Here is a 22,439-nt window from a genome sequence, read left to right on the forward strand (position 1 = left end):
CCCTTTCGCGATTACTCTTTTTTGCTCACCAGACTGAGGTCGATAAACCAGCTCTGCGGTTGCACCACCCCGGTCACCGCGGGCGAAATCGCGCGCGGCCCGACGTCGTGGGCGACAAACAGGAACGGCACCTGATCCACCAGCGCGGCGTGCAGCTCGCCGGCGGCTTTATTCATCGCTTCCGGGGTAAAGGCGTGCTTGACGGCGGCGGCCAGTTTTTCCGTCTCCGGAGTGGAGAAGTAGCCCCAGTTGGTCGCCACCGGCGGAAACGCTTTGGCGGTGGAGAAGCGGATCAGGCCAAAATAGGGATCGTTGACCGCGGCGCTGACGTTGATCGCGTCGATCCCTTTTGCCGAGGGATCCCGGGCGCCCAGACGCCAGTTGGTGAACAGGGTGTTCCATTCCACCACTTTGATATCCACATTGAAGAAGCAGCTCTTCAGGCTCTGCTGGATATACTCGTTCATCGGCAAGGGCTGCATCTGCCCGGAGCCGGAAGCCGAGGTCGCCACCGTGACGTGCAGCGGCTTGCCGGCGCTGTATCCGGCCTCGGTCATCAGCTGACGGGCGGCGTCCGGGTCATATTTGATCTGGAAGGTGGGTTTGCCATGCCACGGGCTGTCGGCCTCGTAGACCCCGGTGGCCTCGGTCATATAGCCGCCGAGGTAGCTCTTCAGCTCGGCGCGGTTCAGACACAGGTTGGCCGCTTTGCGCACCCGAATGTCCTGCCACGGGGATCCTTTTTCAAAGGAGAACTGCCAGGGCCACAGGTGCGGCTGGGTGTTGGCGTAAAGGTGAAAACCCTGAGACTTGATCTGATCGATGGCGTCCGGCGCCGGGGCTTCAATCCAGTCCACCTGCTTCGACAGCAGCGCCGCGGTGCGGGCGTTAGCCTCCGGCAAGGGGATCAGCACCACCTTATCCACCCGGGGAATGCGATCTTTATTCCAGTAGTCGGGGTTTTTCGCGAGGATCAGCTGCTGACGCGGCACCAGCTTCTCCAGTTTGAACGGGCCGCTGCCCACCGCATGGGCGGCGAAGGCGGTCCACGCCTGTTTGCTGCGCGCGGCGCTATCGCCCGCGCTGGCCGGCACCGCGTCATACTGCTTCTGCCACGCCGTGGGCGAGACAATAAACAGGTTGGTGATGTTGTACGGCAGCAGCGCGTCCGGTTCCGAGGTGGTCAGCGCCACGGTGTGATCGTCAATTTTCTCCGCGCCGGCGAGGGTCGGCATCCGCGACAGGGTGTTGCCGATCTGACCCGGGGCGTACTGTGGCGCTGCTTTATTGAGCACCTTATCCACGTTCCAGACGATGGCGTCGGCGTTCACCTCGCTCCCATCATGAAATTTCACCCCCGGACGCAGGGTGAAAATCCAGCGGCGGGTGTTCTGCGGATCGATGTGCCACTCGGTCGCCAGCCCCGGCACCAGACCGCTGGGCTTTTCCCCTTGCGACAGATCCCACTCCACCAGCGCGTCGTACAGCGGGATGCCGGTAAAGCGGTTGCCCTCATAGCCCTGATCCGGCTGGCCGAGGGTCAACGGAATATCCGCGGCGGTCATGGCGATCCGCAGCGTGGAGGCGTTGGCAGGTAAGACGGCGCCCGCCAGGGCCAGTGCGCCGCTCACCGCCACGGCGAGACGACCGGCACGCGAAAATAACGTCGTTTTGTGCATCACATGATCCCTGTTAAATAAAGTGTCACTGATTAACAGGCAAAATGCGTACCAGCTCTGGTGCGGGCGGAAATAGGCCGAAACCGACCGATAAAATAAGAAGGACTTATATTATCACCATGATAATTATGGGAAAATAATTCAACCTTATTCTGCCGCACCGCCAGCGGGAAATATGTTGCAGAATTGCACCAGTCGCTATATCGCAAAATTTAAATAATCACGTCGCGTCACTTTTTTATGCTTCCCCCTCCCCCGCCGCGGCGTATTCTCCGCCGGGAACAATCCCTTCTATACTTCAGAGAACACATCGACCGGGAGAGATTATGCCTTTAGCCGATTTTCACCGCTCCGATCCGTTTACCCTCGGTATCGAACTGGAGCTGCAGGTGGTGAACCCGCCGGGTTACGACCTCAGCCAGGATGCCTCGACTCTGATTGCCGACGTCCAGCATGAACTGACCGTGGGAGAAGCCAAGCACGATATCACCGAGAGCATGCTGGAGATCGCCACCGGGGTGTGTCGCGACATCAGCCATGCGCAAGCCCAGCTCAGCGCCATCCAGCAGGCGGTCCAGCGCGCGGCGCTGCATCATCATCTGCAGATCTGCGGCGGCGGTTCGCACCCCTTTCATGCCTGGCAGCGCCAGCAGATCAGCGACAATCCGCGCTATGTCAAAACCGTCGAGCATTTTGGCTATCTGGCGCAGCAGGCGACGGTCTTTGGCCAGCATGTGCACGTCGGCTGCCAGAGCGGCGACGACGCCATCTATCTGCTGCACGGCCTGTCGCGCTTTGTGCCGCATTTCATCGCCCTTAACGCCGCCTCGCCGTGGTTCGACAGCACCGACAGCCGCTTCGCCTGTTCGCGCCTCAACCGCTTCTCCTCTTATCCCGACAACGGCCCGATGCCGTGGGTGGCCGACTGGCAGGGGTTTCGTCGCCTGTTCCGCCAGCTGAGCTACACCAGCATGATCGACAGCATGAAGGATCTGCACTGGGATATTCGCCCCAGCCCGCAGTTTGGGACCGTCGAGGTGCGGGTGATGGACACCCCCCTGACCCTTGCCCAGGCGATCCACATCGCCGGCTTTATTCAGACCCTGGCCTGCTGGCTGTTGACGGAGCGTCCTTTTAAGCACCAGCCTGACGATTATCTGCTGTACCCTTTTAACCGCTATCAGGCCTGTCGCTACGGGCTGGACGGGACTCTCACCGATGTGCGCGGCGGGGAGCAGCGCAGCATCCGCCAGGAGATCCTGCAGCTCGCCGACCGGCTGGCCCCTTTCGCCCATCAGCTGAAGGCGACGGCGGCGCTGGAGGCGGTGGTTCGCCAGGCGAAATCGTCGCACAGCGAAGCGCAGCAGATGCGCGAGTTTATCGCCAACGGCGGTTCGCTTTCCGGGCTGGTGCAAAAACACTGTGAGATTTGGGCGGCATAAGACAGCGAGGCGGGTATACTCGGCGCAGACCATAGAAAGGACCGCCCATGTTATTACGCTGCCTGCTCCCCCTGGCGCTGCTGCCCCTGGCCACCCTCGCCAGCGCCGCCTGTACCCTCACCGACCCGACGCTGACCCTGCAGAGCTATCGGGTGGATGCGCAGAAAGAGCGCATTGCGATGTACTGGCAGGATCGGCACGGCAAAGCCTGGGGTTCCCTGCGTTCGCTGCTGGCGGGTATCGATGGCGATGGCCGGGTGCAGATGGCGATGAACGGCGGCATTTACGATAAGGCCTACGCGCCGCTGGGGCTGTATATCGAAGACGGCAAGCGCCTGACGCCGGTAAACCGCTCCGCCGGCGGCGGGAACTTCTTTATCCGCCCCGGCGGCGTATTCCTGGTGGAGAACGGCCGGGCGAAAATCGTGCCGCTGCCGGCGTTTAAACGCTCTCCCGCCATCCGCTATGCGGTGCAGTCCGGCCCGATGCTGATTGAAAATGGCGCTATCAACTGGCGGCTGAAGCCCTCCGCCAGCTCGCGCAAACTGCGCAACGGCGTTGGCATCGATAAGCAGGGCCGGGTGGTGTTTATGCTCAGCGATCGGGAAACCAACTTCTATGATTTTGCCTGCTATGCGCAGTCAAAGCTTGGGGTGCGGCAGATGCTTTATCTCGACGGCACCCTGTCGAAGATGTACCGCAAAGGCGGCAGCGTGCCGTGGCAATATCATCCGTTCGTGACCATGATAACGGTGGAGAGGAAATAGCGGGCGCGTTTGGGGGCGGCCATTCCAGCCAGGAGAGTGAATAAATTAACGACAGGCCGGGCAAGGGATTGCCGCCGTGCCCGATGTCCTTGCCCGGTGGCGCTGCGCTTACCGGGCCTACAAAGTCTGCTCGCTATGGTATGGCCCCTGAAAGCTACGGGCGTGCAGCGGGGCCGATTCCCCCTGACCCCGGCTCCCCCCAAAAGGAGGGGAGCGCCCGGTAGTCGTTGTGGCGCCGCGCTTACCCCCGCCGATGCGCCCACTCGCGCATACGCTGAAACAGCACATACAGCGAAGGAATAAACAGGATGCCAACCATCGTCGCCACCAGCATCCCGCTGAACACCGTGGTGCCGATGATCCGCCGGCTCTGCGCCCCGGCGCCGGTGGCGAGCATCATCGGCATGATGCCGATAATAAACGACACCGCGGTCATCATCACCGCGCGGAAGCGGCGGGTGGCGCCCTCGCGCGCGGCGTCGACTATCGACAGCCCCTCCTCGCGCCGGCTGCGGGCGAACTCAACGATCAGAATCGCATTCTTCGCCGCCAGGGCGATCAGCAGCACCAGCCCTATCTGGACATACACATCGTTGGCATAGCCCGCCGTCCACAGCCAGACCAGCGCTCCGCCGATGGCGAACAGCACCGAGAGCATGACGCTCGCCGGCAGCGTCCAGCTTTCATACTGCGCCACCAGGAACAGCCACGCCATCGCCACCGCTGCCAGCACGATCCACACCGCCTGATTGCCGGTCTGCTGCTCCTGCCAGGAGATCCCGCTCCAGGCATAGTCATACCCCGGCGGCAGATGGGCCTGCAAAATCTGCTCCATGGCCGCCATCGCCGTGCGGCTGCTGACCCCCTCGGCCGCTGAACCGCTCACCGACACGGACGGGAACTGGTTGTACTGCTGAATAAACGGCGCCCCCACCGTCGGCGTAATGGTGACCAGATTGCTCAGCCGCACCCGCTCGCCGTCGCGGCTGCGGACGTACTGCTCACTAATCTGCTCAGCCCGCTCGCGCCACTGCATCTCATTTTGCATCACCACATGATAGACACGGTTGTTAAGACTGAAATCGCCGGCGCGCGTGCCGCCAAACGCCGTCTGCAGGCTGCTGAAGATCTGCGCCACCGGCACATCCAGCAGCGCCGCCCGATCGCGGTCGACCGTCAGGGTCAGCTGCGGCACGTTGCTGCTCCAGGTGGTAAATACCCGGCTCAGCTGAGGATGCTGGTTCGCCAGCTGAAGGATCTCCCGCGTCACCTGCTCCAGCTCCGCCGACGACTGACCGGCCTGCGCCAGAATGCGCAGATCAAACCCCGAGGCATTGCCCAGGCCCGGCAGGGTCGGCGGCGCGAAGGTCATGATCGTCGCCTCCGGCAGCGACAGCAGCTGGCGCTGAATATCCGCCATCACCGTATCCAGCGGCGGCCGCTGATGCCAGTCCTTGAGCATCACCGAGATAAACCCGCCGTTAGCGGCGCTGGTGCCGTTGAGAATGTTAAAGCCGGACACCTGAATCACATCCTCCACCGCCGGGTTAGCCGCCAGCAGCTTGCGCGCCTGGGCCATCACCGCTTCGGTGCGCTCCAGCGACGCCGCCTCCGGCAGCTGCACACTGGCAAACAGGTAGCCCTGATCTTCCTGCGGCAGGAAGCCTTTCGGCATCGAGGTGAAGCTGAACGCCACCAGCGCGCCCGCCGCTACCGTCGCCGCCAGCGCCAGCCACGGGCGGCGGTTCATCCAGCCCACCAGCCGGCCATAGCCGTCGCGGGTGCCGTCGAGAAGACGGTTAAACGCCCGCCACACTGCCGCCGGCCGGGCGGGTCGCGGGCGCAGCAGCAGCGCGCAGAGGGCCGGGGTCAGGGTTAACGCCACCAGGCTCGACAGGGCCACCGCGGTGGAGAGCGTCACGGCAAACTGCCGATACAGCTCGCCGACGATCCCCGGGAGCAGCGCCACCGGCACAAACACCGCCAACAGCACCAGGGTCGTGGCGATCACCGGCCCGGCGATCTGCCGCAGCGCCTGGGCGGTGGCCTGCAGGCGATCCAGTCCTTCCGCCATTTTGGTTTCGACATTCTCCACCACCACAATGGCGTCATCCACCACCATCGTCAGGGCGAGAATAATCGCGAACAGGCTGAGGGTGTTGGCGCTGTAGCCCAGCAGATAGAGCACCGCAAAGGTGCCGATCAGTGACACCGGGATCGCCAGGGCCACGATCAGCGTCGCCCGCCAGCTCTGCAGGAACAGCGACACCACCACCACCACCGCCAGCAGGGTCAGCGCCAGCGAGACGCCGATCTCTTTGATCGTCGCCGCCACAAAGCGGGTGGTATCGAACTTCACCTCCCAGGTGAGATCCGCCGGAAAGCGAGTGTGCAGGCGGTTAAGCTCCGCGCGCACCGCGCTGGCGACCTGCAGGGCGTTGGCGGTTGGCGTCGGATAGATCCCCAGATAGGCCGACGCTTTACCGTTCAGCTGCGCGCCGGAGCTGTAGCTGCGGGCGCCCAGCTCGATGGTCGCCACGTCGGCGAGGCGCACCAGCTGCCCCTGCGCGCCGCGACGGAGGATAATCTCGCCAAAGCTGGCCGCCTCGTTCAGACGCCCCAGTCCGTTGATGGTCAGCGTCTGCTGCTGGCCGTTGAACACCGGCGGGGTGCCCACCTGCCCCGCCGCCCCCTGCACATTCTGCTCGCGCAGCGCCTGGGCAACGTCATCCGTGGTGATGTTGAGGGCGTTCATGCGGTCCGGGCGCAGCCAGATGCGCATGCTGTAATCCCGGGCGCCAAACATCTGCACCTCGCCGACGCCGGGCAGGCGGGCCAGCGCCTCGCGCACCTGGGTGCTGGCGTAATTGCTGACAAACAGCGGCGACAGCGTGCCCAGCGGCGAGTAAAGGCTTACCCCCATCAGCAGGTTGCTGGCGCGCTTGCGCACCTGGACGCCATTCTGCTGCACTTCCGCCGGGAGCTGCGCCAGCGCCTGCGCCACCCGGTTTTGCACGTCGATCGCCGCCAGATCGGCATCGGTGCCTGCCGCGAAGGTGATACTCAGGCGGTACGTCCCCTCGTCCGAGCTGGTGGACTCCATATACAGCATATGATCGACGCCGTTGAGCTGGGTCTCCAGCGGGGCGGCGATGGCCTCCGCCACGTCTGACGCGCTGGCGCCCGGCCAGCTGGCGGTGATGTTCACCACCGGGGGCGTGATCGCCGGGTATTGCTCCACCGGGATCAGCTTCAGCGATACCGCGCCGACAAAGGTCAGCAGCAGCGCGATCACCATCGCAAATCGCGGACGACGGATAAAAAAGGTCAGCATCCCCTCTCCTTAGCTAGTTCAGCACCTGCACCGCGGCGCCTTCGCGCAGCCGCTGCGCGCCGTCAGTGATCACCTGCTCGCCCGCCTGCAGCCCTTTCTCGACCGCAAACTGCTGCCCCTGTTGCCCCGCAAGGGTCAGACGACGCTGCCCGGCGGTGTGGTCCGGCTTCAGCACCCAGCTGAAAAAGCCCTGCGGATCCTGCTGCACGGCGGCAGCCGGGATCATCACCCGCGACGACAGCGCTTGCGGACGGAACAGGATCGTCACGCTGCCGCCCGGCAGCAGACGGTGCTGCGGATTGGCAAACTCCGCCCGCACCGCCACGCTGCCGGTGCGGGCGTCGATCCGGTTATCGATGGAGGTCAACACGCCGTCGCGCCGTTTGCCATCCACGTCAATTTGCGCCAGCCATGCCTGCTTCAGGGCGTGGATGTCGGCATGCTGGCCGGTTTTGCTGAAAAAAGCGGCTTCGTCGAGGGCAAACGACACCCGTACCGGATCGAGCTGCACGATGTCCGCCAGCACCCCGCTGGACGGGTTGACCAGCGTCCCGACGTGAAAGGCGCTGTGGCCCACCCGCCCGGTCACCGGCGCCGCAATCCGGGTATAACCGAGCACAATCTGCTGAGCCTCGACGCGGGCTTTCGCCTGCTGCACGGCGGCGGCGGCGACGTCGCGCTGCATCCGGGCCGTGTCGAGGTCGTTGCGGCTGATGGAGTGGTTGTTGATGAGCCGCTCATAGCGAGTGAGCAGCTGCTGCGACTGGCGTAGCGAGGCTTTGGCGCTTTTCAGCTCGGCCTGCGCCAGGGCCAGCGCCGCGCGGGGCTGCGCGTCGTCGAGGGTAAACAGCAGGTCGCCCTCGGTCACATACTGCCCGTCCTGGAAGTGGCGCTGAACAATCACCCCTTCGGTGCGTGCGCGAATGTCGACGGCGCGGATCGCCTCGACCCGCCCGGGGATGGCGCGTTCTTCAGCGTGAGGAGCCCGTTCTACCGTGGCGACGCGGACCGGCACCGCCGGCGCGGCGGTCGCCGTCAGGGCGCTGCCGCCCAGGACGCAGGCCAGCAGCGCAAAGCGAAAGGTGTTAATCATAGAGGATCCTTGCGAAAGTAACGCGCGCCTGCAGCCAGGCGCGCGAGATCGATCAGGCCGTTTTGCGGAACCGGCGCGTCAGACGCTTCTCGACTTCCACCACCAGGAACATGGCGATGCCGATGACCAGGGTGACAAACCAGTAGCGCAGCGGCAGCGCTTCCGTGCCAAACATGCTCTGCATCAGCGGGACATAGATAATCACCAGCTGCATCAGCAGCAGGACACCGGTCACCAGCCAGATGCCTTTATTGCGCAGCAGGCCCATGCTCAGGGAGAAGCTGTCGCTGCTGCGGCAGTTGATCATGTAGACCCACTGCGCCGTCACCAGCATCTGCAGCAGCACGGTGCGGATAAACTCCGGACTGTGGCCGCGCGGCGCCAGCCAGGCCTCAAGGATAAAGGCGGCAATCGCGATCATCGACCCGACGAAAGCCACCCGCCACACGGCGAAACCATCCATCACGTGCTGGCCGGTTTTACGCGGCGGGCGGTTCATTACGTTGCGCTCCGCGGCCTCAAAGGCCAGGCCGAAGGAGAGGGTCGCCGACGTCGCCATGTTCATCCACAGGATCAGCACCGGGGTCAACGGAATCATGTTCCCCGCCAGCAGGGCGATGATGATCAGCAGCCCCTGCGCCAGGTTGGTCGGCATGATGAAGAGGATGGTCTTCTTCAGGTTGTCATAGACCCGACGGCCCTCTTTCACCGAGCTGGCGATGGTGGCGAAGTTATCATCGGTCAGCACCATGTCAGCCGCCTCTTTGGTGACTTCGGTGCCTTTGATGCCCATGGCGATACCCACGTCGGCCTGGCGCAGCGCCGGCGCGTCGTTGACGCCGTCGCCGGTCATGCCGACCACTTCGCCGTTATCCTGCAGGGCTTTCACCAGGCGCAGCTTATGCTCCGGGCTGGTGCGGGCAAAGATGTCGTACTCCACCGCCGCCTTCGCCAGCGCCGCATCGTCCATGTGCTCCAGCTGGTAGCCGGTCATGGCCTGGCTGCTGTTGGTGATCCCCAGCATCTGGCCGATGCTCATCGCCGTCTGCGGGTGGTCGCCGGTGATCATCTTCACGCGGATGCCGGCGGTCTGGCAGGCGTGGATAGCGTCAATCGCTTCCGGACGCGGGGGATCCATCATCCCGGCGATGCCGAGGAAAATCAGTCCCTCCTGCAGGTCCTCATGGTTCAGCGTGGTGGCATCAACGCTGGCCGGCTTACAGGCCGCCGCCACCATGCGCAGCCCCTGACGGGCGAAGCGCGCCATCTCCTCTTCCCAGTACTGCGCCTCGAAGGGCACCGCGCCCTGGCGGGTCATCTGCTCGCGGCACATGGCGAAGATGACGTCCGGCGCACCGGTGATCAGCACCCGGGCGTCGCCATCGATGTGCTGCAGCGTCGACATATATTTGTACTGCGAGTCAAAGGGGATCTTGGCCACCAGACGGGCCTCCACCGCCGGGAGCTGCGCTTTCGCCGCCAGCACCTTCAGCGCCCCTTCGGTTGGCCCGCCGGTGATCCCCCACAGGCCGCGCTCATCCTGGGTAAGCTGGCTGTCGTTGCACAGGTCGATGGTGCGCAGCCAGGTCTCCAGCACGGTACCCGGCTGAACCTGCACGGGCTCATCGCTCCCCTCAAGGAAGATCCGCCCCTGCGGCTCATAGCTGTCGCCTTCCACCCGGTAGCAGCAGTCGGCGGTGATGATCGCCTTGACGGTCATTTCGTTCATCGTCAGGGTGCCGGTTTTATCCGAGCAGACCACGGTCATGGCGCCGAGGGTTTCCACGGTCGGCAGCTTACGGATAATCGCCCGCTTGCGCGCCATCGTCTGGACGCCGAGCGACAGAATAATCGAGATGATCGCCGGCAGCCCCTCCGGTACCGCAGCCACCGCCAGGCTAATCAGCGACAGCAGCAGTTCGCCCATCGGGATGTCCCGCAACGCGAGGCTGAAAATAAACAGCGCCACCATCATGGCGAGGATAATGACGAAAATCGCTTTGCCGAGCTTATCCATCTGCACCAGCAGCGGGGTGCGGTGCTTCTCAATGCCCGCCATCATCTGGTTGATATGGCCGAGTTCGGTCTGCGCGCCGGTGGCGGTCACCACGCCGACGCCGCCGCCGGCGCTGACGGTGGTCCCGGAGAAGACCATGTTCACCCGGTCGCCCAGCGGCAGGTCGCCCTCCAGCGCGTCGGTGATTTTATCCACCACCGTCGACTCGCCGGTGAGGATCGCCTCTTCCACCCGCAGGTTGTGCGTTTCAATCAGCCGCATGTCCGCCGGCACGCGGTCGCCGGCGCGCAGGATAACGATATCCCCCGGCACCAGGTCGCGCGTCGGGATAGTCTCATGTTTGCCGTTACGCTGGACGCGGGCATCGCTGGAGAGCATGTTGCGGATCCCCTGCAGGGATTTTTCGGCGTTGCTCTCCTGGATATGGCCGATCAGGGCGTTAATCACCGTCACGCCAAGGATCACCAGGGTATCGACCCAGTGACCCATGATGGCGGTGAGCGCCGCAGCGGCCAGCAGCACATAAATCAGTACGTCGTTAAAGTGGGCGAGAAAGCGCAGCCAGGCCGGTTTTCCCTTCTTTTCCGGCAGCGCGTTCGGCCCGCAGGTATTCAGGCGCTCGGCGGCGTCTGCGGAACTTAACCCAGCGGCCTGGCTTTTGGTCTGCGCCAGCACTGCGTCAACGGTCTGCTGCCAGACCTGCCGTGGCGCGGTGTCGCCCGAGGGCGTCGTAAACTTTGGGTTATTCATCTTGGTCAAATTACATTTTCCTTATAAATTCCGTGAGTCGGAAAGCCTGAAATCATTCCTGGCCAATGCAATAAAAGGTGGCGAAAAAGCCGATAAAAATGTGAACTATTACAAGCCTAAATTTTTCGCAAAATAAAAAATATGTGGTAAGTTAATTCCACGAACCAACTATTACAGAATATTAATAAACCAAAACTAAACGAGGTCAAATATGTTTGGAATCTACCGCGGACGCCGTCTGGCGCTGTACATCCTGCTGGCCATCATCGCTGCCACGCTTGTGGGGTATAGCACTTATAGTTTTGTAAAAGCGCTGGCATAATAATGACGTTAATTTACAAGCAACGTGATTTAATTTAATTACAAATTATTTCAGATTAATTAACATGCGAAGACAACGCAGGCAATAATATTAAAAAGAGGCGCATTAAGGCGAGTAAAATACAAAGCATATTGCGTTAGGTGTTATTTTGCCGGACAATATGTTTTTTAACTGATGATTAACATGACATGAAACATCCGCTGGAAACGCTCCTCTCCGCCGCCGGGATCTTACTGCTGGCCCTGCTCTCTTGCCTGCTGTTGCCCGCGCCGTCGCTGGGCCTGACGCTGGCGCAAAAGCTGGTTGAGACATTCCATATGATGGATCTCAACCAGCTTTATACCGTGCTGTTTTGTCTGTGGTTCCTGGCGCTGGGCGCCATTGAGTATCTGGTGCTGCGCTGGGTGTGGCGTCGCTGGTTTTCTCTCGAACGCTAAATCAGGAAGGGCGCGCCTCAGTGGGCGCGGCTGTGGTTCTCTTTACGGTAGGCGCCCGGCGGCAGATTGAAGGTCCGGGTGAAGACGCGGGTAAAGGTCTGCTGTGAATCGAAGCCATACTTCAGGCAGATATCGTAGACCCGCTGATCGGTGTCGCGCAGATCGCGGGCGGCCAGCAGCAGCTTCCTTTCGCGTATATAGCGCCCCAGGCTCTCCCCTTTATACTGTAAAAACAGCCGTTGCAGATGCCATTTCGAATACCCGGCATGGCGAGCGATATCATCAATACGCAGCGGTTGATGCAGGTTGTCATCAATCCACTCGACGATAGTGTCAATCACCTGAGCGGAAATCGTCATATGCTCTCTCCTCTGATACTGCACTGGCGCTTAGCGCCACCAGGCGTTAAATGATTGCGTCTTATCGGCGACCCACACCGGCTCGCCCTGCACAGGCGTCAGCAGACGCCAGGCCCTTCCTTCGCTGGCAGCTGCCAGCCGTTGATACGGTTCATCCCAGCTATGTTTCGCCAAAACGAATCGTCCTGCATGCCCAGGCAGCACCGCGCGAGCGCGCAGGTCGTCAGCAGCCTGAGCCGTTTCATCCGGCATCATGTGGATATATTTCCAGTCCTGGTCATACTGTCCGTTCTCCATGATCGCCAGATCGATCGGACCGAACTCATCGCCTATCGCTTTAAAGTGCGGCCCATACCCGCTGTCGCCGCTGTAATAAATCTTTTGCTGCGGGGTAACGAACAGAAAACTGGCCCACAGCGTCTGGTTGCGCTTCAGCCCACGGCCGGAAAAGTGCCGCGCCGGCAGGACGTGGACGCTGAGCTCGTCGCTAACCGGAATCGCCTGCTGCCAGTCCGCTTCGGTAATCAGCGCCCCGTCCATTCCCCAGTAGCGCAGGTGTGAACCAACCCCCAGCGGCGTAATGACCCGCTTAATTTTCGGCAGCAGAGCGCGGATGGTGGCGTAATCCAGATGGTCGTAGTGATCGTGGGAGACGATCAGCAGATCGATCTCCGGCATCCCTTCCGCTCGCCACGGATAATCGCCGGGGAAGGCTTTATTGATAAAGGAGAACGGCGCCGCGTAATCGCTGAACACCGGGTCGATCAGGATGCGTTTTCCCGCCAGCTGCAGATACCAGGAAGAGTGGCCGAGCCAGACCATTACCTCCTGCCCGAGGGGCAGCGTCGCCAGATCGGTTTTCACCAGCGGCAGCGGCTGCGCGGGACGGGCGTTTTCCCGTTTGGTCATCAAAAAATCCCACCACGCCGCCAGCATATTTTTCTGCCCGGTGAATCCCGGCGTGGGCAGTTGGTTATGGAACTGGCCGTCCCGATAGTGGGGAGACGCTTCCACCTGGCTAAGCTGTGCCCCCTGCGGCGCCTTACCAAAACCGGCATTGAGGACAAACGGCAATGTCGTTGCTGCTGCGAGTAACATGATGGCGACCACGCTGAAAGTGACACGGTTCATATCCTGACCAGACAAAAGCCCCCATCCCGGAGGCTTTATGATATAACTTGATTATGAGTGAGTACGCACTCATTATTAGGAATGTGATGAAAGTCGTCAAGACGATTTTCAATTTTTGCGTTCCGCCGTTGCAGCGACCTGGTCAGACGTGCAAAGATCGGCGGTTTGTTTAAACCTGCGTGAGGAAAAATGTAGTGGCTCGTCCAAAGAGTGAAGATAAAAAGCAAGCGTTACTGGAAGCTGCCGCCGCGGCTTTCGCCCAGTCCGGCATCGCCGCCTCGACGTCGGCTATCGCCCGCAGCGCCGGGGTTGCCGAGGGGACGCTGTTTCGCTATTTCGCCACCAAGGATGAGTTGCTCAACGAACTGTACCTCGCCATTAAGCTGCGCCTGGTGCGGATGATGATCGCCGGGCTGGATCCGGACGAAAAGCGCCCGAAAGAGAACGCGCGCAATATCTGGAACAGCTATATCGACTGGGGCGTGCGCAACCCGATGGAGCACAAGGCGATCCGCCGGATGGCACTCAGCGAGCGCATCACGGACGAAACCCGCCGCCAGGTGAAAGAGAGCTTTCCGGAGCTCAACGAAATGTGCCAGCTGTCGGTGAAAGAGATATTCCTCAGCGAAGCGTATCGCGCCTTTGGCGATGCCCTGTTTCTGTCGCTGGCGGAAACCACTATCGAATTCGCCAGCCACGATCCGCAGCGCGCCCGGGAGATTATCGCCCTCGGCTTTGAAGCCATGTGGAACGCCCTGCATGAGGCGGACGCCAAATGACGCCGGAAACGCTGCACCCCTGCGCCCACCGTATCGCCCTGACCTACCCGTTTACCGAGCACTGCTGGCCCTTTGGGCCGGAGTACGACGTGTTTAAGGTCGACGGCCGCATCTTTATGATCACCATGACCATTCGCGGCCGGGCGCTGGTCAACCTCAAGGCCGAGCCGCAGAAGTCGCTGCTCAATCAGGAAATTTATCGCAGTATCGAACCGGGCTACCATATGAACAAGAAACACTGGATCACGGTGGTGCCGGGGGACGATATCAGCGAGGATCTGCTGGCCGAGCTGATTGACGACTCATGGCATCAGGTGGTGAACAAGCTGAGCAAAAAGGCCCAGCAGCGCCTGCGTCCGCGCTGATTTTCAGCCAAACGCGATAAGTGTTATCGCATTTTTCACCCTTATCATTTGGCGATCTTCGCTGTACTCTTCCTCTCCTGAACGCACCGGTAAGGTGCTGTAAACTGTGATGAAGAGTTATGGATATCGTATCGGTCGCTTTGAAGCGCTATTCCACCAAGGCCTTTGACGCCACGAAAAAGCTGACTGCCGGGGAAGCGGAACAGCTGAAAACGCTGCTGCAGTACAGCCCGTCTAGCACCAACTCCCAGCCGTGGCACTTTATCGTCGCCAGCACCGATGAAGGGAAAGCCCGCGTGGCGAAAGCCGCCAGCGGTACCTACGTGTTCAACGAACGTAAAATTCTCGACGCCTCGCATGTGGTGGTGTTCTGCGCGAAAACCGCGATGGACGACGCCTGGCTGCAGCGCGTCGTGGATCAGGAAGAGGCCGATGGCCGTTTCGCCACCCCGGACGCAAAAGCCGCTAACCACAAGGGTCGCACTTTCTTTGCCGATATGCACCGCAAAGAGCTGAAGGATGACGATCAGTGGATGGCGAAGCAGGTGTATCTCAACGTCGGCAATTTCCTGCTGGGCGTAGCGGCGATGGGTCTCGACGCCGTGCCGATTGAAGGGGTTGATTTTGCGATCCTTGATGAGGAATTTGACCTGAAAGCCCAGGGCTACACCAGCCTGGTGGTGGTCCCGGTCGGCCATCATAGCGTTGAAGACTTTAACGCCTCCCTGCCGAAGTCGCGTCTGCCGCAGTCGACGACGATTACCGAGATTTAATCTCCCCACAAGGCGCCTTTAACCGGGCGCCTGTGGTGTCGCTTGTCAGTGCCGGGTGGCGGCTACGCCTGACCCGGCCTACATAACCCTCTCTATATCAGCTGGTTAGCCCTCACCGTAGGCCCGCGCAAGCGCAGCGCCGCCGGGCGCGTTAATTTAATACAGTAAAACTTGTGGGTGCTTTATACCGCAGGCTAACGCGTATCGCGTTAAGGTATCCAGACTGGCGCGGGTGATATTGGCTTCCATTCTGGAGACCGTTGGCGCACTCACCCCCATCCTCTGCGCCACCTGGGCTCGGGTCAGCCCCGCCTGCTCGCGCCATTGCGCCAGCATAGTACGTAATCGATGTTGACGTTCTTGCGCATCGAACGCAGCCTGAACCTCAGGCTGGCTGAGCAGTTCCGTTTTTAACGTATCCCAGTCAATGATCTTTTTACTCATTGCGCATCTCCTCTAATCGCTTCAGCGCCAGGCGAATTTCCGATGACGGGGTTTTTTGCGTTTTCTTGACAAAAACCCGTAGCAGAAAGAGCGTCTTGCCTTGCTGAAAAACGTAAATCCCTCGCCCCTGTACCGAACCTAACGCCCGAATTTCAAATAGCCCCTGCCCCAGCGGGTTACTATCAGGTTCTCTCAGCGCGGTGGGATTTTGGCGTAACTTGTCTAATTGCCTGATCATCTTCGCCTGGACAATGGCCGGAAGCGCCTGCAATTCCTTTTTAACGTCCACGTGCACAACCATTCTGAACATCAGACTCCCTTCCTCTAAATGTTAGCATATAAGACAAATTGCCTTAAAGGCTAATTTTACCAATGCCCGGCAAGCGTATGCGCATTTGCTGCCAATCGCAGAAAAACGTGCTGAAACTGGAATCATGGACGAAAAAAAGCCGCGACTTAGCGCGGCCTGAGTGATTAGTGTTCTCAAAGCGAGGTTAGTTGTTCTCCACCTGCCTTTCACCCGCATGCCAGATGCGCTCGGCATAACGGCCAATTACCGCCAGCGAGACGGCAAGGATCAGGAAAAACAGCACCTTGTGCATCCCGTTCCAGAAAAACTCATAGAAGCGGGTATAGAGATTGATCGCCAGGAAGGTTAACCCAAAGCCGCGCAGCATTGCGTCATCGGTTTTCAGACTGATAAAAATGCAGACGCCGGCCGCCGCGGCAAACAGCAGCCCCCACGGCAGGAGTCGCGCCTGGCTTACGTTGTACCAGCTGTCAGCGTCGTAATTACCGAAAATCGACAGGATCCACAGCGCAATAAACAGATACGTGAGACCCATCGCCTTGCTGACGGTAAACAACTGCCGCTGGCGAAGCAGGGACTGCGCGCCGTAGCAGAGCGCCAGCAGCGCGCCGCCGAACAGGACGAAGCGAATCGGGTAGTTCATGCCCAGCCAGTAGGCGCCCCACCCCGAGATATAGCCGGTTTCCGCGCCAAACCAGTTGCCCAGCGCCAGCAGAAAAAAGAGCCACACCAGCCCGGAGCGGGCAGCATAGCCGATAGCGCCGTAAATCACGCATCCGGCCAGAAACAGCGGCGCGATATGGCCGCTGCCGTTATCCAGCCGTTCGCCAAGCTGCCATAGCGCCACCGCGGTAAAGACAACGCCCAGAAACAAAATCGCCTCGATGCTGTAGTGCCACTGCGTTTCCCGCCGCTGGCGGCGAAAACCCCAGGCGTAGCAGGCCACCGCCAGCAGCGCAGGCAGCAGGATCCGCGTCAGCGCCGAGCGGCTGAACAGGCTCAGCAGCCACGCCACCAGTTCATTGTCGGCGAACAGACTACCCAGAGCAATCAGCACGCAGGCCAGCGCGGTCCAGAAGGCATAGCGGCTCAGACGCCGCCAGTCGAAGGGGGAGACGCGCAGCGTTTGCGCCAGCCGCTGGCTGTCTGCCGGGGTTAACTCCCCGCTGGCCTGCCAGGCGTTCAGCGCGCGCTGAATAATGCGCTGCTCTTTTCGGGTTACGTTCATAGGCATTCCTTGAGACTGATGACAAACCTGTTTTCGCTAATGTGCTCGCCTTTCTGCGGGTGGCAGTTGCGCCTGACCCGGCCTACCTAACCATTTATATATCAGATTGTTACTCCGCAACCTGGGCCCGCGTAAGCGCAGCGCCGCCGGGCATGATATCAGGCTCGATACCCGTCATATTGCCGGGTGGCGGCTGCGCCTGACCCGGCCTACGGTCCCAAATCACCGCCGGGCCTGGGGCTGCTGAAACTGCCGGTGTTGCGGCCTCAACATCGCTGAGACGTTCCCGGCAGGCCGGGCAATACCAGAAGATGGCACATTGTCAGCCATCTGATTCCTTGTGATTAATGTTGGTCCAGCCACGCCAGCGCCTGCTCGCCCGCCTCGTCCATCGGCAGGTAGACCAGCAGGCGCGAACCGTTGCGCGGCGCCGAATACCAGTACATCTGCTGCAGGCTGAAGCGTCCGAGCTGCGGGTGGTTAAAATGTTTAATCTGGTTTTCCACGCCGCGCACCTCGTAGCGCTGATGCCACAGCGCTTCAAACTCCGGCGAGGCGGCGAAAAAGCGCGCCAGTTTGTTTTCCCATGCCGGATCGCCGCGGTGCTCGGCCATCGCGGCGCGGAAATAGGAGACGAAGGTCGGCAGCACATCGCGATTTTCGATCCGGCTGCGCCAGGTCTCATGGGTCAGATACAGATAAATGCAGTTACGATCTTCTTCCGGGAGGGTGGCGAAATCGATGCCCATCAGGCGGCAGAAGCTGTCGTTCCAGGCCACAATATCAAAGTTCGGTTTCTGAATACTGGCCGGCTGCGGCATCAGGCTGTCGAGCATTCGCCGGGTGCCGGGGCTGATGCCTTCACATACCGTCACCTGGGTCGCTTCCGGCGGGGTCAGCCCGGCGAGTACGAACAGGTGCCGGGTCTCCAGCGGGCTGCACTGCAGGGCATTCGCTACCCCCACCAGCACCGCTTCCGACGGATTCACCTCCCGCCCCTGCTCCAGCCAGGTGTACCAGGTGACGCCGACGTCGGCAAGCATCGCCACCTCCTCCCGACGCAGACCCGGCGTGCGCCGGCGGCCCACCCGGGGCAACCCCAGGCGCTGCGGATCGAGGCTCTCACGCCGGGCGCGCAGAAACGCCCCCAGCTGTTTGCGCCGATCGTCCGGCACGGCGAACGTCGACTCTCGTTGCGGCATCGTGGTCATCACCCCTCCAGCATGGTAGTTCCAGTACCAGTATAGACAGGAACTGGTACCCGTTTAATTTATCGGTAATGCTACGTCGGTCTGCTGAATGACGCAATGGAGAACCCCATGAAAACGTCTGCTGTTTCACCCGGCCGCGCCGGTCTGTGGCTGCTGCTGGGCGGCCAGATGCTGCCGCTTATTGATACCTCGATCACCAATGTGGCGCTGGACGCCATCACCCACACCCTGGCGGCCAGCGCCACGCAGCTGGAGCTTATCGTCGCGCTCTACGGCGTCGCCTTTGCCGTCTGCCTGGCGATGGGCAGTAAGCTTGGCGATAACTATGGCCGCCGTCGCCTGTTTATGTGGGGCGTCGCTCTCTTTGGCATCGCTTCCCTGCTGTGCGGCATGGCGAACAGCATCAGCGCCCTGCTGGCCGCCCGCACCCTGCAGGGCGCCGGGGCGGCGCTGATTGTGCCGCAGATCCTCGCCACCCTGCACGTCACCCTCAAAGGCCCGGCCCACGCCCGGGCCATCAGCCTGTATGGCGGGATCGGCGGGATCGCGTTTATCGTCGGTCAGATGGGCGGCGGCTGGCTGGTATCGGCGGATATCGCCGGGCTGGGCTGGCGCAACGCCTTTTTTATCAATGTGCCGATCTGCCTGCTGGTGCTGGCCCTGAGCCGCCGCTATGTGCCGGAAACCCGTCGTGAGACGCCGTCGCGGATTGACTGGCAGGGTACCCTGTACCTCGCCCTCATCCTCTGCTGCCTGCTGTTCCCGATGGCCCTCGGTCCGGAGCTGCACTGGCCGCTGTGGCTGCAGCTGATGCTGGTGGCGGTCCTGCCGCTGCTGTTCGCCATGCGTCAGAGCGCCCTGCGCCAGCAGCAGCGCGGCGACCATCCCCTGCTGCCGCCGCGTCTGCTGCAGTTGACCAGCATCCGCTTCGGGATGGCCATCGCTCTGCTGTTCTTCAGCGCCTGGTCCGGCTTTATGTTCTGCATGGCGCTGACCATGCAGGAGGGGCTGGGGATGGCGCCGTGGCAGTCCGGCAATAGCTTTATCGCCCTCGGCGTGGCCTATTTTATTTCGGCGCTGTATGCCCCGCGGCTTATCGCCCGCTACAGCATGGGGCGGATCCTGTTGACCGGTCTGACGGTGCAGATCGCCGGGCTACTGCTGCTGTGCGCCACCTTCTCCCGCTTCGGCGTCGCCACCACCGCCCTGACGCTGGTCCCCGCCACGGCGCTGATCGGCTACGGTCAGGCGCTGATCGTCAACAGCTTTTACCGGATTGGCATGCGCGATATCAGCGCCAGCGACGCCGGGGCCGGGAGCGCCATCCTCAGCACCCTGCAGCAGGCGACCCTCGGTCTCGGGCCGGCTATCCTCGGTTCGCTGTTTCTGGCGCTGGCCCGCCGCGGCGGCGGAAACTATCCGCAGGCGCTGATTGATTTTCTGCTGGTCGAGGTGGCCATGATGCTGTTGCTGGGGGCCATCGCGCTGTGGCTGCGCCATCATCTCAACCGACAGCCGGTGACGGCGGCGTCGTAATACCGGCGGCGGTAATTTGCATAATCGTTATCCAGCGGTCATCATACCCGCTGGATATTCAGGAGACGTTATGCAGGAATTAATATCGCAAATTGCCGCCTTAGGAATCGAAATAACCCCTACCCGCTCGCTGATGATTATCTTCGGCATTATCTTGTTCACCGCCGTCGTCGTGCATCTGATATTGCACAAAGTGGTCCTGCGCGCTTTTGAAAAACGGGCGTTGGCCAGCAGCCATCTGTGGTTGCAAATAATCACGCAGAATAAACTCTTTCACCGACTGGCCTTTACCCTGCAGGGGATCATCGTTAACGTGCAGGCGGTGCTGTGGCTGCAAAAAGGCAGCGAGGCCGCAGAAATATTAACCACCGTGGCTCAGCTATGGGTGATGATATATGCCATGCTGTCCTTCTTCTCGCTGCTGGATGTGATCTTAAAGCTGGCGCAGAAATTTCCCGCCGCCTCTCAGCTACCGCTGAAGGGGATATTCCAGGGAATTAAGCTGGTGACGGCGATTATTATCGGCATCCTGATTATTTCCCTGCTGATAGGCCAGTCGCCAGCGATCCTGATTAGCGGGCTCGGCGCGATGGCCGCGGTACTGATGCTGGTATTTAAAGATCCGATCCTTGGTCTGGTGGCCGGTATCCAGCTCTCGGCCAACGATATGCTCAAGCTTGGCGACTGGCTGGAGATGCCGAAGTACGGCGCCGACGGCGCGGTGATCGATATCGGTCTCACCACGGTCAAGGTACGCAACTGGGACAACACCATCACCACCATTCCGACCTGGTCGCTGGTCTCCGACTCATTTAAAAACTGGAGCGGGATGTCGGCCTCCGGCGGCCGCCGCATTAAGCGCAGCCTCAACATCGACACCACCAGCATTCATTTCCTCGATGAACAGGAGCAGCAGCGCTTGATCCGGGCGAAGTTGCTTAAACCCTATATGGATTCGCGCCACGAGGAGATTAGCGCCTGGAACCAGCAGTATGCCGGGGAGCAATCGGTCCTCAACGAGCGCCGAATGACCAATGTCGGCACCTTCCGCGCCTATCTGCAGGAGTATTTACGTCATCATCCGCGCATCCGCCAGGATATGACCCTGATGGTGCGCCAGCTGGCGCCGGATGCCAACGGCTTGCCGATCGAGATCTACTGCTTCACCAACACCGTGGTGTGGGCGGAATATGAGGGGATCCAGGCGGATATTTTCGACCATGTCTTCGCCGTGGTGGAGGAGTTTGGCTTACGCATTCATCAAACGCCCACCGGCAACGACATTCGCGCGCTGACGGGGGCCTTCCCCCGCTAACCTCAGGCGCTGGCGCGGGCGATCACGCGCCAGTCCATCATCACTCGCTCGACGGCGGCGTCGGGATCGTCGATGCGTTTCATTAACAGATCCACCGCCGTGCGGCCGATCGCCCGGGAGGGCTGTTCAACGGTGGTCAGCTGCGGGGAGACCACTTCCGCCAGCTCGGTGCCGTCGAAGCCGATCACCGCGATATCCTCCGGCACCCGCAGCCCGGCCTGGTCAATCGCCCGCAGCGCCCCGGCGGCAAGGGAGTCCGATACGGCAAATACCGCGTCGGGCTTCTCATCTTGCGACAGCAGCTGCTCCATCGCCCGTTTACCGGCCGCCGCGCTAAGATCCTGCGCGTAGGTTACCTGCTGATACGCCAGACCGTGCACGTGCAGCACGCTTTTATAGCCGCGCTCGCGCAGACGAGCGTAGCGATAGCTGAGGTCGTGATTAATGAGCGCGATGCGCCGGCGGCCGCCGTCGGCCAGCCGGGACACCGCCCCCTGGGCCGCCTCGACGTCGTTAATCCCGACGCAGGAGATGCTGCCGGTGTCGGCATACTCCGCACACTGCACCCAGGGCGCATCGCCAATCATGGTGGTCAGTTCCGGCAGGCTGGAGAGCGCGTTCATGGTGATAATGCCATCGACCATTTTGCCGGAGAGCAGCTGCAGGCCCGAGGTCGAGCGGGCCAGATCCGACCCGGAGTTACACAGCAGAATGCGGTAGCCGTTCTTTTCCGCCTCTTCTTCTATCCCTTTCACCACCTCGGCGCAAAAGGGGTTAGCGATATTGGAGACCATCACCAGGATCATATTGCTGCGGGCGGTTCGCAGCTGTCGCGCCAGCAGGTTCGGCTGATAGTTGCTCTCTTTGATCGCCTGCAGCACGCGCTCACGGTTTTTGGCTTTTACCGTATCGCTGTTGTTCAGCACCCGCGACACCGTGGCCACCGAAACGCCGGCCAGACGAGCAATTTTCTGAATAGACATAAACCCTGCACTTCCTGCGATAGAGGTGGATCCTGCAGGCTATCATAAATGACCTCTGGTTGGCCTGCCAGCCTGGCGCGCAAGCGCGGCTCAGTAAGACGGTGTCACGGGAAACTATTAATAATCAGGGCTTCTCTCCCGCCCCGTTAACGCGCATCCTTTTG

General features: G+C 61.1%; 19 protein-coding genes. 8 read left to right on the forward strand and 11 right to left on the reverse strand.

All coding sequences use genetic code 11. The features are described 5' to 3' along the window. Positions 1-11 precede the first annotated feature (11 nt). Entirely contained in the window at positions 12-1,679 is a 1,668-nt protein-coding gene (locus L2I46_RS02945; protein ID WP_236947536.1) for an ABC transporter substrate-binding protein, read from the reverse strand. Positions 1,680-2,005: 326 nt separating this feature from the next. On the opposite strand from L2I46_RS02945, the gene L2I46_RS02950 reads away from it, so the two are divergent. Together L2I46_RS02950 and L2I46_RS02955 are read left to right on the forward strand one after the other, a co-directional pair. Continuing rightward, on the forward strand, positions 2,006-3,121 hold the full coding sequence (locus L2I46_RS02950) for a YbdK family carboxylate-amine ligase (protein WP_023288738.1): 1,116 nt from the start codon (positions 2,006-2,008) through the stop codon (positions 3,119-3,121). A 47-nt stretch (positions 3,122-3,168) separates the two neighbouring features. After that, a complete protein-coding gene (locus L2I46_RS02955) occupies positions 3,169-3,888 on the forward strand; it encodes a phosphodiester glycosidase family protein (RefSeq protein WP_065882582.1) in 720 nt (239 codons plus the stop codon). Between the two features lie 241 nt (positions 3,889-4,129). On the opposite strand, the gene L2I46_RS02960 is transcribed toward L2I46_RS02955, so the two are convergent. From L2I46_RS02960 to L2I46_RS02970, 3 genes are read right to left on the reverse strand one after another with little or no spacing between them, the layout of a single operon-like run. Next, positions 4,130-7,222 carry an efflux RND transporter permease subunit gene (locus L2I46_RS02960; RefSeq protein ID WP_236947537.1) on the reverse strand — a complete coding sequence of 1,031 codons (3,093 nt, stop codon included), beginning with the start codon at positions 7,220-7,222 and terminating at the stop codon, positions 4,130-4,132. Positions 7,223-7,235: 13 nt separating this feature from the next. Further along, positions 7,236-8,315, reverse strand: a complete 1,080-nt coding sequence (locus L2I46_RS02965) for an efflux RND transporter periplasmic adaptor subunit (protein ID WP_110212357.1) — start codon at positions 8,313-8,315, stop codon at positions 7,236-7,238. A 52-nt stretch (positions 8,316-8,367) separates the two neighbouring features. Further along, positions 8,368-11,091 (reverse strand): cation-transporting P-type ATPase, encoded by a 2,724-nt coding sequence (locus tag L2I46_RS02970; RefSeq protein ID WP_023288734.1) that lies wholly within the window; start codon positions 11,089-11,091, stop codon positions 8,368-8,370. A 501-nt stretch (positions 11,092-11,592) separates the two neighbouring features. Here L2I46_RS02970 and L2I46_RS02975 point away from each other — a divergent pair. Next, positions 11,593-11,841: a DUF1158 domain-containing protein gene (locus L2I46_RS02975; protein ID WP_002893037.1), complete on the forward strand. Its 249-nt coding sequence runs from the start codon at positions 11,593-11,595 to the stop codon at positions 11,839-11,841. Positions 11,842-11,858: 17 nt separating this feature from the next. Here L2I46_RS02975 and L2I46_RS02980 read toward each other — a convergent pair whose 3' ends face one another. Both L2I46_RS02980 and L2I46_RS02985 read right to left on the reverse strand, forming a co-directional pair. Next, positions 11,859-12,200, reverse strand: coding sequence for a RamA family antibiotic efflux transcriptional regulator (locus L2I46_RS02980; RefSeq protein ID WP_004202492.1), 342 nt, complete (start codon positions 12,198-12,200; stop codon positions 11,859-11,861). Positions 12,201-12,230: 30 nt separating this feature from the next. Beyond that, on the reverse strand, positions 12,231-13,346 hold the full coding sequence (locus L2I46_RS02985; RefSeq protein WP_236947538.1) for an MBL fold metallo-hydrolase: 1,116 nt from the start codon (positions 13,344-13,346) through the stop codon (positions 12,231-12,233). A 179-nt stretch (positions 13,347-13,525) separates the two neighbouring features. On the opposite strand from L2I46_RS02985, the gene L2I46_RS02990 reads away from it, so the two are divergent. The 3 genes from L2I46_RS02990 (at position 13,526) to nfsB (ending at position 15,248) form a co-directional block, all read left to right on the forward strand. Then, positions 13,526-14,110: a TetR/AcrR family transcriptional regulator gene (locus L2I46_RS02990; RefSeq protein ID WP_023288732.1), complete on the forward strand. Its 585-nt coding sequence runs from the start codon at positions 13,526-13,528 to the stop codon at positions 14,108-14,110. Beyond that, positions 14,107-14,475 carry an MmcQ/YjbR family DNA-binding protein gene (locus L2I46_RS02995; protein WP_004202487.1) on the forward strand — a complete coding sequence of 123 codons (369 nt, stop codon included), beginning with the start codon at positions 14,107-14,109 and terminating at the stop codon, positions 14,473-14,475. Before L2I46_RS02990 ends, L2I46_RS02995 begins: the two co-directional genes overlap by 4 nt. Before the next feature lie 119 nt (positions 14,476-14,594). Further along, entirely contained in the window at positions 14,595-15,248 is a 654-nt protein-coding gene (nfsB, locus tag L2I46_RS03000) for an oxygen-insensitive NAD(P)H nitroreductase (RefSeq protein ID WP_023288731.1), read from the forward strand. Between the two features lie 156 nt (positions 15,249-15,404). Here nfsB and L2I46_RS03005 read toward each other — a convergent pair whose 3' ends face one another. The 4 genes from L2I46_RS03005 to L2I46_RS03020 all read right to left on the reverse strand — a co-directional run bounded on the left by L2I46_RS03005 (position 15,405) and on the right by L2I46_RS03020 (position 18,441). Next, positions 15,405-15,692, reverse strand: coding sequence for a helix-turn-helix domain-containing protein (locus L2I46_RS03005; protein WP_049013658.1), 288 nt, complete (start codon positions 15,690-15,692; stop codon positions 15,405-15,407). Next, positions 15,685-16,002, reverse strand: coding sequence for a type II toxin-antitoxin system RelE/ParE family toxin (locus tag L2I46_RS03010; RefSeq protein WP_117132747.1), 318 nt, complete (start codon positions 16,000-16,002; stop codon positions 15,685-15,687). The genes L2I46_RS03005 and L2I46_RS03010 overlap by 8 nt, the downstream gene beginning before the upstream one ends. Positions 16,003-16,186: 184 nt before the next feature. After that, positions 16,187-17,230 (reverse strand): DUF2157 domain-containing protein, encoded by a 1,044-nt coding sequence (locus L2I46_RS03015; protein ID WP_117132748.1) that lies wholly within the window; start codon positions 17,228-17,230, stop codon positions 16,187-16,189. Between the two features lie 344 nt (positions 17,231-17,574). After that, complete coding sequence (locus tag L2I46_RS03020) at positions 17,575-18,441, reverse strand: helix-turn-helix transcriptional regulator (RefSeq protein WP_032454966.1); 867 nt, start codon at positions 18,439-18,441, stop codon at positions 17,575-17,577. Between the two features lie 108 nt (positions 18,442-18,549). On the opposite strand from L2I46_RS03020, the gene L2I46_RS03025 reads away from it, so the two are divergent. Next, positions 18,550-19,977 carry an MFS transporter gene (locus tag L2I46_RS03025; RefSeq protein ID WP_023288724.1) on the forward strand — a complete coding sequence of 476 codons (1,428 nt, stop codon included), beginning with the start codon at positions 18,550-18,552 and terminating at the stop codon, positions 19,975-19,977. Positions 19,978-20,047: 70 nt separating this feature from the next. Beyond that, positions 20,048-21,292, forward strand: coding sequence for a mechanosensitive ion channel family protein (locus tag L2I46_RS03030; protein WP_032454965.1), 1,245 nt, complete (start codon positions 20,048-20,050; stop codon positions 21,290-21,292). Positions 21,293-21,294: 2 nt separating this feature from the next. On the opposite strand, the gene L2I46_RS03035 is transcribed toward L2I46_RS03030, so the two are convergent. Next, a complete protein-coding gene (locus L2I46_RS03035; protein ID WP_017900840.1) occupies positions 21,295-22,275 on the reverse strand; it encodes a LacI family DNA-binding transcriptional regulator in 981 nt (326 codons plus the stop codon). Positions 22,276-22,439 lie beyond the last annotated feature (164 nt).

The organism is Klebsiella sp. 2019SCSN059 (genome assembly GCF_021739525.1).
Lineage (GTDB): Bacteria > Pseudomonadota > Gammaproteobacteria > Enterobacterales > Enterobacteriaceae > Klebsiella > Klebsiella quasipneumoniae.